At 55.0% G+C, this 14012-nt stretch carries 8 protein-coding genes; all 8 read right to left on the bottom strand.

What is annotated here, in order from left to right:
- The 8 genes from recD to QWJ20_RS05950 all read right to left on the bottom strand — a co-directional run bounded on the left by recD (position 1) and on the right by QWJ20_RS05950 (position 13887).
- Positions 1-1866, bottom strand: coding sequence for an exodeoxyribonuclease V subunit alpha (gene recD, locus QWJ20_RS05915; RefSeq protein WP_433992064.1), 1866 nt, complete (start codon positions 1864-1866; stop codon positions 1-3).
- The gene (gene recB / locus QWJ20_RS05920; protein ID WP_433992065.1) at positions 1863-5444 is read right to left on the bottom strand and encodes an exodeoxyribonuclease V subunit beta; all 3582 of its coding nucleotides are present in this window, start codon (positions 5442-5444) and stop codon (positions 1863-1865) included. Before recB ends, recD begins: the two co-directional genes overlap by 4 nt.
- Positions 5441-8377 (bottom strand): pitrilysin, encoded by a 2937-nt coding sequence (ptrA, locus tag QWJ20_RS05925; protein WP_433992066.1) that lies wholly within the window; start codon positions 8375-8377, stop codon positions 5441-5443. Before ptrA ends, recB begins: the two co-directional genes overlap by 4 nt.
- Before the next feature lie 96 nt (positions 8378-8473).
- Positions 8474-11872 (bottom strand): exodeoxyribonuclease V subunit gamma, encoded by a 3399-nt coding sequence (gene recC / locus QWJ20_RS05930; RefSeq protein WP_433992067.1) that lies wholly within the window; start codon positions 11870-11872, stop codon positions 8474-8476.
- Positions 11873-11929: 57 nt separating this feature from the next.
- A complete protein-coding gene (locus tag QWJ20_RS05935; RefSeq protein WP_433992389.1) occupies positions 11930-12325 on the bottom strand; it encodes a prepilin-type N-terminal cleavage/methylation domain-containing protein in 396 nt (131 codons plus the stop codon).
- On the bottom strand, positions 12312-12767 hold the full coding sequence (locus QWJ20_RS05940) for a YgdB family protein (protein WP_254592644.1): 456 nt from the start codon (positions 12765-12767) through the stop codon (positions 12312-12314). Before QWJ20_RS05940 ends, QWJ20_RS05935 begins: the two co-directional genes overlap by 14 nt.
- Positions 12764-13390, bottom strand: a complete 627-nt coding sequence (locus tag QWJ20_RS05945; protein WP_433992068.1) for a prepilin peptidase-dependent protein — start codon at positions 13388-13390, stop codon at positions 12764-12766. Before QWJ20_RS05945 ends, QWJ20_RS05940 begins: the two co-directional genes overlap by 4 nt.
- Positions 13384-13887 carry a prepilin peptidase-dependent protein gene (locus QWJ20_RS05950; RefSeq protein ID WP_433992069.1) on the bottom strand — a complete coding sequence of 168 codons (504 nt, stop codon included), beginning with the start codon at positions 13885-13887 and terminating at the stop codon, positions 13384-13386. Before QWJ20_RS05950 ends, QWJ20_RS05945 begins: the two co-directional genes overlap by 7 nt.
- Positions 13888-14012: the final 125 nt, after the last annotated feature.

A 14012-nucleotide genomic window follows, 5' to 3' on the forward strand; every position in this document is an offset into this window, starting at 1 on the left:
TTAAGGTGTGTCGCCATTCATCAGTACGCTAATTCTCTCTTCCAGGCCGCTATAGCGCTGCGTTGGCGTTTTCACCGCCCGGCAGAGAATGCGGACATCGGTATAGAGTGACAAACGCTGGCGCGCGCGCGTGATCGCGGTATACACCAGTTCCCGCGTCAGCACGGGTAAATAGTGGTTCGGCAGCACCAGCGCCGTATGATCGAACTCCGATCCCTGTGATTTATGCACCGTCATCGCATAGGCCGTTTCATGCGGCGGCAGACGGCTTGGCGTAACGTCTTTGGTTTCGCCATTTGGCAACGGGAAAAATACGCGCAGTTCCCCGCTTTCTCCCATCATGGCAATACCGATATCCCCATTGAACAGACCCAATGCGGTATCGTTACGTTCAATCATGACCGGTCGGCCGGGATACCAGCGGTTGAGCGGATTACGGCTGCGCTGAATCAGCCCAGCCTGATGCAAAGCCTGCTCGATGCGCTGATTCAGCCCTGCTACGCCAAATGGCCCTTCGCGCAATGCGCACAGCTGGCGATAGCGCTGGAAGGCAAGCAGCACAGCATCCGGCGTAGATTCCGCCGCAACCAGCTGTAGATAATCACGATACCCTTCGACGCACTGTGCCAGCATGGCCTGATACTCTTCAGCCTCGGTTAACGGGCTACAGGTGATATCGGCAAACTCACCGTTCAGCACCGCACGCACACGCGCATCATCACCGCCGTTCACCGCCAGCGCCAGTTGCCCAATCCCGGAATGCGGATCGAAACGGTAGCTCCGGCGTAACAGACAAATACTGTCACTGACTGTCGATTGCCCTTCGGGACCGCTTTCATCCAACTGACAGCCCGTCAGTCGCTGTAATTGCTGCGCACGCGCACGGCTATAGCCAGCCTCGGCAAAACGACAGATATCGCCCAACACCGCACCCGCCTCAACGGACGCCAGCTGATCGCGGTCACCCAGAAAGATAATTCTGGCGTGTGGCGGAAGCGCGGCGATCACATTCGCCATCATCGGCAGATCGACCATCGACGCCTCATCCACAATCAGTACATCCAGATGCAGCGGGTTGTCCTGATGGTGACGCAGGCGTTGGCTGTCTGTCACCGCCCCCAAAAGACGATGCAGCGTTGTCGCTTCCTGCGGAAACGCATCCCGCAGCCGAGGATCTACCGCAAGACGGTGCAGCGCCTGCCCCAGCGACTCCGTGAGTCGCGCAGCCGCCTTCCCAGTCGGCGCAGCCAGTTGAATACGTAACGTTTCTCCCGTATTCAGCTCAATCAGCGCCGCCAGCAATTTGGCCACCGTCGTCGTTTTCCCCGTTCCCGGCCCACCGGAAATAACCGCAATGCGGCGCGTCAAGGCGACAGCGGCGGCCACCTTCTGCCAGTTAACCTCTTCGCCCGCGTCAGGAAACAGCCGATCCAGAACCGCTCGGATCGCAGATTCATCGACATGGATCGTATCGCGCTCGCTGGCAATAAACCGCGCCACGCGGCCTTCACTCTGCCAGCTACGCTGTAAATACAGCTTTTCTCCTTGCAGCACCAGCGGCGTCGGCTGGCTGCCGTCGCTGACGGCATCGGACGCCAGTAAGCGCTGCCGCCATGCAGCAACCGTATTGAGCCCTGCTTCAGTGAGCAGCTGTTGCGCCAGTTCAGGCTCGCGACCGTCAAACAGCGTTTGCGCCTGCAAATTCTCCAGCGGTAAACACACGTGCCCCGCGCCCGAATGTGCACTCAGGCAGGCGGCAGCCAACATCAGGTCGGGCTGGGTCTCATCCGCCAGCATTCTGGCGAACTGAACATCCAGCAAGCGTAGCAACCGCCGCGCCAGCGCCGTTTCAAGTAACGCAATCATGAGGGAATTCCTGTATCAGCATCATCAGGCGTCTTTCCCTTGAAGAGCGCATCAAGCCCGAAAACAAATTCAGCAGAGGGACGAAAAGTAAAGATGCCATTGCCAGGGTGAGACGCTTCAACGCCGCGTAAAAACAGATAAAACACCCCGCCAAAATGGCGTTCATAGTCATAATCCGCAATGCGATGATGTAGATAGCGATGCAAAGCCAGCGTATAGAGCTGGTATTGCAAGTCATAGCGATGTTCGGCCATCGACTGCATCATGGCCGTTTGGGTGTACGCACTGGCATCAGGGCCAAGCCAATTGGACTTATAGTCCAGCAGGTAATAACGCCCTTCCCAGCGGAACACCAGATCGATAAACCCTTTCAGCATGCCTTTCACCTGCTGGAAAGAGAGAGCCGGACACTGCGCTGATAGCGGATCGTGATGCTTTGCCAGCCGATCGAGCTGCACCGCCTGTATTGGCGCATCAATCGGTATATAAAACTGTAATTCGGCCTGCTTATCGGCGTTATCCAGCGCCGATAGCGCGATCCCTTGCTCGTTAAGCGGCGTATGCAAAAGCGTATCCATCCACGCCTTTAACACCGGGTGCCAGTGCGCTTCAAATCCCTGTAGCTGTAACTGCTCGGCTAACCAGTCATCCTCAACGGGCTGAGTGAAATCCAGCGTTTCAAACAGGCTATGCAAAAACGTGCCCGGACTCGCGCCACGCGGGAACGTATGCGGCGTCAGTTGGGTTTCATCCGCTTCCTGACGCTCGCCTATCGCTTCAATATCCAGACGTGGCACCAGATCCTGCGCGCTGGCAGAACCATGCTGCTGAAGTCCCGAATAGCTGGTTACTCGCCAGCCGTCGCGCAGTTGGCGTTCGATGTGGCGAGCCCGCAACTCTGCCAGTTCCGGTCTATCCGGCTGCCAGCGCTGTTCTTCCGTCGCCTGTAGCGGTGTCAATGCGACACCGTCGCCAACCATGCCTTCCAGCTCGTTGACTAATGTGGCTGCCTCGGCTTCTTTACCACGCTGGAGTAAATAGCCCAGCGCGCTCTGGTGCATATCGCTGCTGCCGTCTTTCTTACGCGACCGCTGAACGGGGGCGACCCCCACGCTACAGTGGTAGATAGAACGGGTTAGCGCGACATACAGCAAACGTAAATCTTCCGCCAGCCGCTCTTCTTCCGCTAGCGTCTGGCTTTCTTCATTATTTTGCAGATCCAACACGGCATGATAGTTCTCGCGATCGTGATAAATCCCCTGATCCTGCACGCGGAAGTTACTGATGAAAGGCAGCCATACCAGCGGATATTCGAGCCCTTTCGATTTGTGGATCGTCACGATCTGCACCAAATGACGATCGCTTTCCAGACGTAGCTGCTGGTTCTCTGCCTGCGGATTAGGTTGGACAATCTGCTGGGATAGCCAGCGCACCAGCGCATGTTCGCTATCAAGGGTTGCTGAGGCATCCTGCAATAACTCACCGATATGCAGAATATCGGTAATGCGGCGTTCGCCCTCCGCACTCGCCAGCAGGTTCTCCGCCAGTTGATGTTGGCTCATCAGCGCACGCAGCATCGGCAGTACGCCGCGCTGACGCCACAGAGCACGGTAACCTGCAAATTCATCCACCAGCGCATCCCACGCGGCTTCGCTTTGCCCTAATGCATCAACCTGTTCGGCATCCAGCCCCATCAGAGCCGTCGCCATGGCGCTGCGTAACGTGCGCTCTTGTTCCGGTGCCAGCACCGCCTGCAGTAGCCACAACATATCGCTGGCTTCCGGCGTGCTGAATACGCTGTCGCGATTGGACAGATACACCGAAGGAATGGACAACCGGCTCAGCGCATCACGAATCAGCGAGGCTTCACGTCGGCTACGCACTAGCACGCTCATGTCGGATGCCCTGACCAAACGCCGGGAATCGTCGGTGACCAGCCAAGCTTCATTGCGTTGGCTCGCAGCCAGCCAGTCACGAATCTGCGCCGCACACTGACGCGCCATCTGCTGTTGATAATCCCCTACACCAATCGGTTCCGAACCCGTTAGCCAGAATTGCAGCGCAGGCTGGGGCTGCCCTGCAACCTCAAACACCAAACCGCGCTTGGACTCAGCAGGCTTAACCGGCAGGAAAGGGATATTTTGAAAAATAAAAGGAGAGTCGAGGCGTTCAAACAGACGGTTAACGCCACGTACCATCTGGTGCGATGAGCGCCAGTTCGTGCCCAGCGTATAATGTGCAGCTACTTCTCCGCGCGCGTGCATATAGGTAAAAATATCCGCACCGCGAAATGCATAAATAGCCTGCTTAGGGTCACCGATTAGCAACAGCCCACACTGCGGCTGCCCGACGTACAGCGTTCTGAAAATACGGTACTGTTGAGGGTCGGTATCCTGAAATTCATCGATCATCGCCACCGGATAGCGTTCGCGAATGGCGCTGGCAAGCTGTTCCCCACTCGGCTGTTGCAACGCAACATCCAAACGACTCAGCAGATCGTCAAACCCCAGTTCTGCACGCTGCCGTTTTTCCTCACTCACCGACTCCCGGATCGCCGACAGCGCGCGAACAATGACTAAATCACGCAGCGACAGCGGCGCTTCAAGCAGCCGTTCGGTCTCCTCAAAGAAGGTATGGACAGGCGGCTCACCTTTCTTCGTTTTCTCGATTAGCGTTTGCTGGGTAAATCTCACCAGATCTTTCGGCAGTTGATAATCCAGCGTCGGCTGCTCTGCCCACAGCGTGACTTTCTGTAGCCAGTTGGGAAGATGCTTGCTGCTGTAGCTGCGTTTATCGACGCCAGAAGCACTAATCAGCGTTTCCAGATCCGCTGCTGACGCCAGCCAGCGTTGTTTGTACCCATCGATCGTCGCCACGATCTTCTCATGTCGACTCAGCAGCGTTTCATCTTTTTCTGGCGGCAAGCGAAACGCAGGCGCTTCACCGTGCAGATAAGGCGCCAGATCGGCCAACAGGTTTTCCGGCCCTTTCCACTCCAGACCGACAATGCGTGCGACCTCGACTGGCAACGGATAGCAATAACGACGCCAGAAATCAGCGCAGGCCTGGCGGCGCAGCGGCTGTTCATCTTCTATCAGCACCTGTTCGAAAAGCACGCCGGATTCAAACGCATTGGTACTGAGCATACGCTGGCAGAAGCCGTGGATCGTGTAGATCGCCGCTTCATCCATTTGTCGTTCGGCCGCCAGCAATACGTCGGCAGCATCGCGGTGGTCCGAAATCTCCGCCAGCAGTTGCGCTAGCGAAGTATCTTTAGGCTTTCCCGCCTCTTCACCCTGCGTGCTTTTACGCAGGCAGGCGATGCGTAAAGCGTGGATTCGGGCACGAATACGCTCCCGCAGTTCTTCGGTCGCAGCCTCCGTAAAGGTCACAACCAGAATTTCTTCGACCAATAGCGGACGTGGATACGCGGCTTGCTTGCCCAGCCCCAGCAGCAGGCGCAGGTAAAGCGCAGCCAGCGTATAGGTTTTCCCCGTTCCGGCCGACGCCTCAATCAGCCGCTCCCCGAGGAGCGGCAACGTCATGACGTCTAATGATTGCGGCGCGGCATTTTTCATTCTGCTGAAACCTTACCAACAGCTTCTGATGCTACTGGCGCAGGGATCATCGTAGGCGCTTTCTCACGCGGTAACGTTTTCTGCAATGAAGACGCATCCGCGTAGGTATGCCATCCTTTCGGTGCGGCATAATCAGCTTTACCATGATGGCTACCGGAAACCTGCGACAGAATCGCCAGGCCCTCAGGCTTCAGCGCCTGCTGGAAGAAATCTGCCAGTTGCGTCACCGTCAGCGGTTTGATTTGTTCGAGCAGTTTCTCACGTGAATCAAAAGCGAAGTTTTCCCGATCCAGATCGCGACGCAGTCGGCTGGCCTCTTCACCCAATGTTTGCGGACGCTGGCTCAGTTCATTCATCACGCCCTGCTTATACTGCGTGAATTCTTCTTCACTCATTTCACGCAGTCGTTTTTGCGCTTTCAGGTAAAAATCTTCATAGCGCTGATACAGATAAGCAGGCTGTTTGCTGTTGCTTTGCAGCAGGAAGGCAATGCCCATCTGTCGACCGACCGTGGTTGGGAAGGCAAACACCGCGTAACCCAGTTGCTCTTCCGTTCTCAGTTGGCTATAGAACCAAGGCTGAACGATCTGCCCCAGCACCGAGCTATACGCCATGCTTTCCGTTTCCGAATACCCCGTCGGTACATACACCGCTGCTAACGCAGAATCCGTGCTGCTGCCCGGGCGTTGCAGATTAGCAAGCTGCGGCTTACTGACTTTGACATCATCGCTGCGCGACAGATTTTCGCCACCCGCCTTCAGATGTGCTTTCAGCGTGTTCGCCAGCTCGGTGACTCGATCTGGCGCCAGATTGCCGAGGACGAACATTTCCGGCGTGGCTTTTTGCAGCAGGTCTTTACGGTAGTTAACCACATCCTGTAAGCGAATATCCTTCAGCAATTTACGGCGTTCTGCACGTTCAAAGTAAGGCAGTTGTGATATCGCCTGAACGGGCTGTAACGCCTGTTCAAAGGCTTTTGATTTCTCTACCGCATCCAATTGCTGTATGTACCAGGATTTCGCCTGCTCCAGCTGTGCTTCCGTCGAGGTAAAGGAGGCATAGCCATCCGCCAACGTCAGCAACAACCGTGGCAAATGTTGGGTATAGCCATTGGCGCTAATCACCAGACCATCATTGCTGCGAGTGGAGAAACTAATGCCGCCGATCGAAGCCTGATAGCTGAGTTCATCCAGCGCCAGACCTGCCAGATAATCGTTTAACGCAAACAGCACCTGATTACGGGCGGTACTGCGCGCTTCCTTATTACGGAGGAACAGCGTGATTTCTGCTTTCGGCTCATCAGCGAAGTCGTGACTTGGCATATACAGCACGCGCAGCCCCGGCTGATTCAACAGGAGCGTCGGTTTAGTCATCTCCTTATCGGCGTTGATCAGGGAGAAATCATCTGGGATATAGGGGTTGATCGTCGGCAACGACAGGGACATTTTCTGTCCCAGCGTTTTCCATTTTGCGAATGTTGCTGACGGGATTTTATTCATCTCGTACGGCGCATCGACAAAATAGGCCACCTTATTATGCGGCTCATTCGGGCTGATGACCCAGACGCGCGCGTTCTGCGGCGTCATCTCGTCCAGTCGTGCGGCGATAGCTTTCGGATCGTAGCGATCGGCAACATACTGCGCATCCAGCGTATGTTCGACCGGCACGCGCAGCATGGTATCAACCAACCATTCGATGTAGTCCATATCACGGCTGATGGACGGATAGCGGAAATCCAGATCCAGAACATGCGCGATCTCATCAAAATAGCGCTGCTGAATCCCTTCTGTGCGGATTTGCTGCAGGTAACGGAATATCGCAGCGATCACGTCATCACGCTGTGCCAGACCTTTATCGGTCAGCGAGGCTGAAATAGCGAACATGCCGCCATTACGGTCGATGATCGGCGAAGACCCCGCCCCGATAGACTCAACCAGCCCTTCCTTTTGCAACCAGTCAGAGAGCGTATTCTGGCTGCGGTTGCCGATCAGATAGCTAATGTAGGTATCCGTCTTGCTGCGAAACTCCTGGCTAATATCGCTGACGCGAAACTCAATGCGCAGCTGTTTTCTCGGCTGAGCAGGAACATAGTGAATCATTACGCCGCGCTGTTTTTCCGTCGCCACAGGAACGGTCACCGCAGGAACGCTGGCGTTGTGATTAGGAATGCGCCCGAATGTATCAACCGCCAGTTTCGCCAGTTCAGGCAGAGGTTGATTGCTGTAAATCACCCCTTTCATCAGGTTGGCGGAGTAGTATTTCTGATAGAACTTCACTAGCTCATCATGCAGCTTGCTGCCGGGTTTATCGCTCAGGGTTTCAAGATTCCCCCCCGAAAAACGTGCGCTTGGGTGCGCTGGGTTCAGCGTTTCCGCCCCCACCTGCGCCATGCGGTGACCGTCGCGCGAACGCGCCATCGTTAATTCCGCATTGACCGCGTTACGCTCACGATCGGCATTCACCGGATCGAGCAGCGGCTCCGCAATCGCATCCGCCATCCGATCGACGGCTGGCCGCAGCGCATCATTTTCCACTTCCAGATAAAACGCCGTGCGGTAAGACGCCGTGCTGGCATTGTGGCTACCGCCATGCTTTTTCAAAAACTCGGACAGCGCCTCTGGCTCTGGGTAACGTTTCGATCCCATCAGCACCATATGTTCGAGGTAATGCGCTAATCCCAGTTGGTTATTGGGATCGTCCAGCGAGCCAATAGGCAGCGCCAGTGATGCCAACGATTTGGGTGCCTGCGGATCGGAAACCAGCAGAACGGTCATCCCATTATCCAGTTTGATCGCCTGATATTGCCGCGGATCTTTTTCGCTTTTTCGAATCGTCTGAGCCAGCGGCTGCCAGCCTGTTTCAGCCCAACTCGCCGGAAGCCAGAATGTGAATAAAAGAAACCACCCGGTAATCCAGACCCACTGTTTACGCATGCAATTCTCCAACCTCATATCCATCACTTTTCACGTTGCAGTGCGTTATCTTCTCGCACCTCGAAATCAACTCGGGCATTACCCAAAACAAACTCATTACGCCAGATTAGAGCGGAACGGTGGCAGTAGCCAGATTTGCGCCGCTTCAATCACCTCATTCATTCGCTTTTCATCCAACTCACGGATAATGCGTTGCAGGTAATAATCTTCACCTTCTCCCCGCATTCCCATGTTGCCCTGCCATGCTTGCAGTAAACGAGCGCGCGCTTTGTTCTGCGCCTCCTCATCTGACCGCAGGCTGTCGCTTTCACGATCATAACATTCAGCCAGCCAGGCGCTCCCCGCTTTATTGAGCAATAACAGCGGCTTGTTCATTCCCTGACGATAGCCATCCAGCATGACAGACAGATGTTCTCTGGCCTGCGCTTCCGACAAGGCAGCAAAGCGCCATGCCGTATCTTCCCGCCCATACAATCGACTTTCACCCTGCCCGCCCGTTGCACAGTAGGCCAGATGCTCCAACCACAGCGTAATACCATCCTTCATGGAAAGCGTGCCGGGACGCCAACGCAGCAAACCATCCGGCTGCACCTGATTCAGCCAGCCGCTGATACGCACGCCGTCAAGGAGGATATCCACTTCCCGACTCGCCGACAGCGACGGCGTTAATTCATCACGCACACGCGCAGCCAACTGCGCCATCTCCTGCTGCTGTTCCTGCCAGTAAATTTCGCCGAACGCGCCATAGGGCAGTTCGCCCGCGGCTCTGGCACGGCGGTACAGTTTTTCCGTATCGCCTTCATTAATCAAGGTATTAAGCAACTCGCTATTCAATTGATAGCGGTTAAGGCTATCAACCACAAAGGGCTCTTCATCCAACAGCTCATCGCTGTGCAGCATAAAACTCACGCCAAGCCGCAGTTGAAAAAAGGCTCGCACAGGATGACGATAAAAACGCTTCAAATCGTCCAGACTGACATCCCTATCGCTCGCTCTTTCGGACAGCGCTTCACGATCGAAATCAGGCTGAGCTTCCCCTTTTTGGTTCGCCGCCGCCAACCACTCGGCCGCAAAGCTCAACGGCTGCGGTGCAGACAGGAAGTTATTCGCATCAAAAGGCATACGGCTATGTTCGCGGCAAAGGTGCTTCACCACTCGCTCCGCGCTGCTATCGATATCCAGCGCCTCATCGCCCGGCAGGACGTAACTTTGTGCGATATATTCAGTCAGCTCGCTGACCAATACAGAAGGATAGCGACGCGTATTATCCTGAATCGAGCGCCCGATATAGCTGATATAGAGTTTGTGCTGCGCCGACAGAAGTGCCTCAAGAAACAGATAGCGGTCATCATCACGTCGGCTACGGTCACCACGCTTGATTTTCCGCCCCATCAGATCGAATCCGAGCGGTGGCAGTGTTCGAGGATAGACGCCGTCATTCATGCCCAGCAAACACACGACCTTGAACGGGATGGAACGCATCGGCATCAGCGTACAAAAGTTGATCGAGCCAGCCAGAAAACGCTGGCTGAGCCGCTCCTGATCGAGACGCCGCGACAGTTCATCACGTAACCGGGAGATCGGCACCTGTTGCGGATAATGCGCCATCGTGCCCATACCAATCACGTGCTGCCACTGTTTTTCAACTAACGCCAGCGCAGCTTCGGTCTCGCTGTCAGCATCAAAGAAAGTTTCGATCAGCTCTCGACACAGCGGTAGCCAGTCGACAAGCACGCGCGGCTGAGACAGGCGCTGACGCCAATGGTGGATCTGCATCAGCAGTTCAGCCAGTTGACCGGCCAGTTCGGCAATCAGGCCGCTGGATTCATCATAAGGCAGCACGCCTTGCCAGTCGCCGACCTGACTGTCCATTGCATAGCCCAGCAGCATTCTCGTCAGGCCGAAACGCCACGTATGCTGCCCCGTTGGTGGCAGCATCAGATCGCGTACATTGTCGTCATCCAATCCCCAGCGCACACCCGACTCCACTACCCACAGGCGCAGACGCCGTAACCCTTCTTCCTGAATACCGAAACGCGCAGCCAGCGCGGGCACTTCAAGCAACGCCAGAACCTGTTCCGCCGTAAAACGGCTCGTCGGTAAATCCAGCAGGCTGATTACCGCCTGTAAGGCGGGATGCGCATGTCGCGCACGCTGATCGGAGATGGCAAAAGGCAGGTAGCGGTTATCCGGCGCGTTGCCAAACACCGCCTGAATAAACGGCGTATAGCTGTCGATATCCGCCATCATCACAATGACATCACGCGGCATCAGTTCAGGATCGTCGGCCATCATGGCCAGCAGCCGATCGTGAAGCACTTCAACCTCACGCTGCGGGCTGTGGCAAGCGTGAAAATCGATCGAACGATCGTCGAGTGTCAGCAGGCGTTTTTGCATGCTGGTGTTCTGCGTGTCGTGACTGACGGCCACCACCGCGTGGTCTTCCAGCTCAAGAATATCGCGCTGCAAGGTTTGCAGCAGATTTTCGCCATCCGACTCAACAAAAGCGTCGATCTCCTGCACGTTATCCAACTCAGCCAGCAGATAAAGGTTATCGCGTCCCAGCTTTCCCCACGATGCCAGCAGCGGATTATTAATCGACTGTTTACCGTCGTCGTTAAACAACGTTTCTGCCTGTGAGGGATTGCGAAAGAGCGGACGAGTTTCATCAGGCTGCTCGCCGTCAAAGCGATGTAAGCGGCGATTGCGGGCTTTAAGCTTCGCCAGAAATTTATAATCCTGGATGTCACTCCAGTAATGGCGACAAGGATTGGTAAATAGCAGGTGCACGTCAATATGACGCGCCAGCGCGTTCAACGCCTGTAAATAGATGGGGGGTAACGCCGAAATGCCGCAGATAAAAACGCGCGGCGGCAGGCCTTTCGGGCACGTTTTTGCCTGTTCTAGCGCGGTAATAAAGCGTTGATACAAAATCGCATGGTGCCATTCGGGCTGCGCCAGTTCGCGAGTGTAACCCACCAACGCACGCCACAGTGCCGATTGCCACAGCTGGTTTCCGCCGAGATCGTCAACCTGCTTTCCTTCTTGCCATGCCTTGATCCACTCCGGGCGATAAATCAGGTATTGATCGAAAAGATCCGCTACGCGTCCGGCAAGCTGATGCAGCTTGCGCTGGTTATCATCATCCTGCAAATAGTGGTTAAGGGCCGCAAAATCCGGCTGTGCCAACAAATCGGGCAGCAAATGCATGAGCTTCCACGTCATCGCATCCTTGCTGAAGGCGCTTTCTTTTGGAATATCCGGCAGCACATGGCGACACATATTCCACAAAAAAACACCGGGCAGCGGGAATTGAATATTGGCAGCAATGCCGAAGTGTCCAGCCAGTTCAATTTGCAGCCACTGCGCCATCCCTGGGCTTTGAACTAAAATCACTTCCTGCTGGAAAGGATCCGCAAGCGGCTGACGTTTTATCAGCTCAACCATCAGTCTTTTCAAGATGTCTAACTGATTGGAGTGATAGATTCTAAACATTCTGGCTCCTGCTCGCCGCGGCTTACGATTTATAATTCATAGTTTACCCAAGTATGCCTATCCAACAGGCGATGACAGGCAAAACCAACGGTTTAGTGTAGCCTGATAGCGACGTGGCGTCATGACTCTTGCCGTTACCTGACGGCATTCTCCATTCAGTCGCTGCTCTGACACACTAAACTGCCAGTTTTTACTCACAAGAGACGCGGTATTATCACTATCAGACGGATTATACCGTACGCCCGCTTCATAGGCCTCCAACTGCTGCATCGCAAACCGCCAGGCCTGACGCTGCTGCAACTGGTGTTGAAATGATTGCTGCAAGATCTGGTGATATTGCAGTAACCCCATCAGCGACACGGCAAACAGCAGCGCCGCCACCAGTGTCTCCAGCAGGCTAAAGCCAGATTGATGGCTCGCAATCCCCTTGTTCAGCGCGCTATTCTGTTGCATCACAGCGTGTCACCTCCTTATCAGGACAAAAATCTAGCCAGCCGTTACCCAATGGTTGAATCGCAATCTGGCTCGACGACTGTGCCGAAAAGGACACCCGTTGGTACAACGTCAACGGTCGCGCCGAAGAAGGAAGAGTCCCTTCGCCACGCAGTAATCCTTGCTCCCCATCCGAGGCCGCACGCAAGCACACTACGAGCTGTTCTGCCGATAACTGCTGACACTGCCAGCTTTCCGTTAATGTTGTCCAACGCTGCCCTCTTCCCCAGTTCAGTGAGGACAATGCCTGATTGAATGCACGCAGATAATGCCGTTCATCGTTTCCCATCTGAATGGCAGCATCAAGCTGGCGCTGCAAACCAGACATCAACAGCAGGCCGATAATGGCGATGAGCAGCACCATAGCCAGCGTTCCACTTCCCTCCTGATGTCCTTTCCTCATTGGTTACGACCAAGAATAAGGCGAGTGGTATGCTGCCGAACGGCAGGCCGCTTGGCCCAATAACCCGCGAGCTGTAATTCATACAGCGCCGCATCATTTTGTGCAGACAGACGCTGTAACCGGAACACCGTGAGCACCACCTCTTGCGGATCAAACAGTTTCTCCCACCTGTCGCCCTGACAGTTATGCGCCCCACTCTGAATTTCAAACGACCGACCGCGCAGGCGATAGCCAAAAGACTCGGCATCCTGCTGTTCTCCGCCATCCCAAATCCCATTCCGGTTCAGATCGTAAGAAACATTCAGACAGCTGTTTTCCGCCTCTCCCGGATAACTCCCTATGCTGATTGCCTTTCCCTGACAGGTTCCTGCACAAAAACCAGCCCGACGGATATCTTTCTCAACCCCCATAGCCACCTGACTGAACAATTGCTCCAGCCGGAAAAGCTGTGCGCTGTCCTGACTTTGACTGCGCAATAGAGGGTACAACTGTGCCGCCGACAGCATAATCAGGCTACCTAAGCTCAGTGCTAACAGGATTTCCGGCAGAGTGAATCCACTCTGCTTGCACCTCAGCCTTGGTTGCCTCAACACGGTCTGTCTCAACGCTATCGGTTTCAGCATAGGGGAATCGCCAGAACAGCATGCGCCTCGCTGCACAGACGCATGCGTCCTCTCACCGAGATGATGAGGCGCAATTGACCCGCAGAATTCGACAGTGATATGTGTCCAGCCTGTGCCGCGTTGCGCAAGCCAAAGAACGTAAAAACGTTGCTTGTGAACTTTGCCAGCACAACATCCTGCGTGCGGCGAACGAACTGCCCCGGCTGGTTCTCACGGCACGTCTCCTCTGACTGTTTTTCATTCTGCCCCGTCACCATGCACCAGAGTTCTCCCTGTGGTATCAGCTTCGCCATGCGGGTTTCGTTATGCCAGTAGGCATTCGCCTGAACCCGACTCAAAAAGTCCAGCAGTTGCTGCGCACTCTGTTCCAGACGAATTGCCTGTTGATACTGAATCCAGCCATGCAAACCGCCACCCGCCATCAGCGCCACAATCGTCAGCACTACCAATAATTCAAGCAAGGTAAACCCTCGCCGTTGTCGATTCCCTGTTTTCATGGCGTCAGGATAGTGAGTCTTCTCTGCAAAAACAGCGTATTAACAGCGCTATACGCGGCGGCTCGCAATGTTTTACTGCAACGATGTAACAACAGAAAAAGTGTGCGGGGAGGTAGGGGAATGAG

Source organism: Pectobacterium sp. S5, from assembly GCF_051707265.1.
GTDB lineage: Bacteria > Pseudomonadota > Gammaproteobacteria > Enterobacterales > Enterobacteriaceae > Pectobacterium > Pectobacterium polare.

Excerpts from the sequence above, each read along its gene's own strand:
- recD (WP_433992064.1), bottom strand. The coding sequence starts at position 1,866 with ATGATTGCGTTACTTGAAACGGCGCTGGCGCGGCGGTTGCTACGCTTG.
- recB (WP_433992065.1), bottom strand. The coding sequence starts at position 5,444 with ATGAAAAATGCCGCGCCGCAATCATTAGACGTCATGACGTTGCCGCTC.
- ptrA (WP_433992066.1), bottom strand. The coding sequence starts at position 8,377 with ATGCGTAAACAGTGGGTCTGGATTACCGGGTGGTTTCTTTTATTCACA.
- recC (WP_433992067.1), bottom strand. The coding sequence starts at position 11,872 with ATGTTTAGAATCTATCACTCCAATCAGTTAGACATCTTGAAAAGACTG.
- QWJ20_RS05935 (WP_433992389.1), bottom strand. The coding sequence starts at position 12,325 with ATGCAACAGAATAGCGCGCTGAACAAGGGGATTGCGAGCCATCAATCT.
- QWJ20_RS05940 (WP_254592644.1), bottom strand. The coding sequence starts at position 12,767 with ATGAGGAAAGGACATCAGGAGGGAAGTGGAACGCTGGCTATGGTGCTG.
- QWJ20_RS05945 (WP_433992068.1), bottom strand. The coding sequence starts at position 13,390 with ATGCTGAAACCGATAGCGTTGAGACAGACCGTGTTGAGGCAACCAAGG.
- QWJ20_RS05950 (WP_433992069.1), bottom strand. The coding sequence starts at position 13,887 with ATGAAAACAGGGAATCGACAACGGCGAGGGTTTACCTTGCTTGAATTA.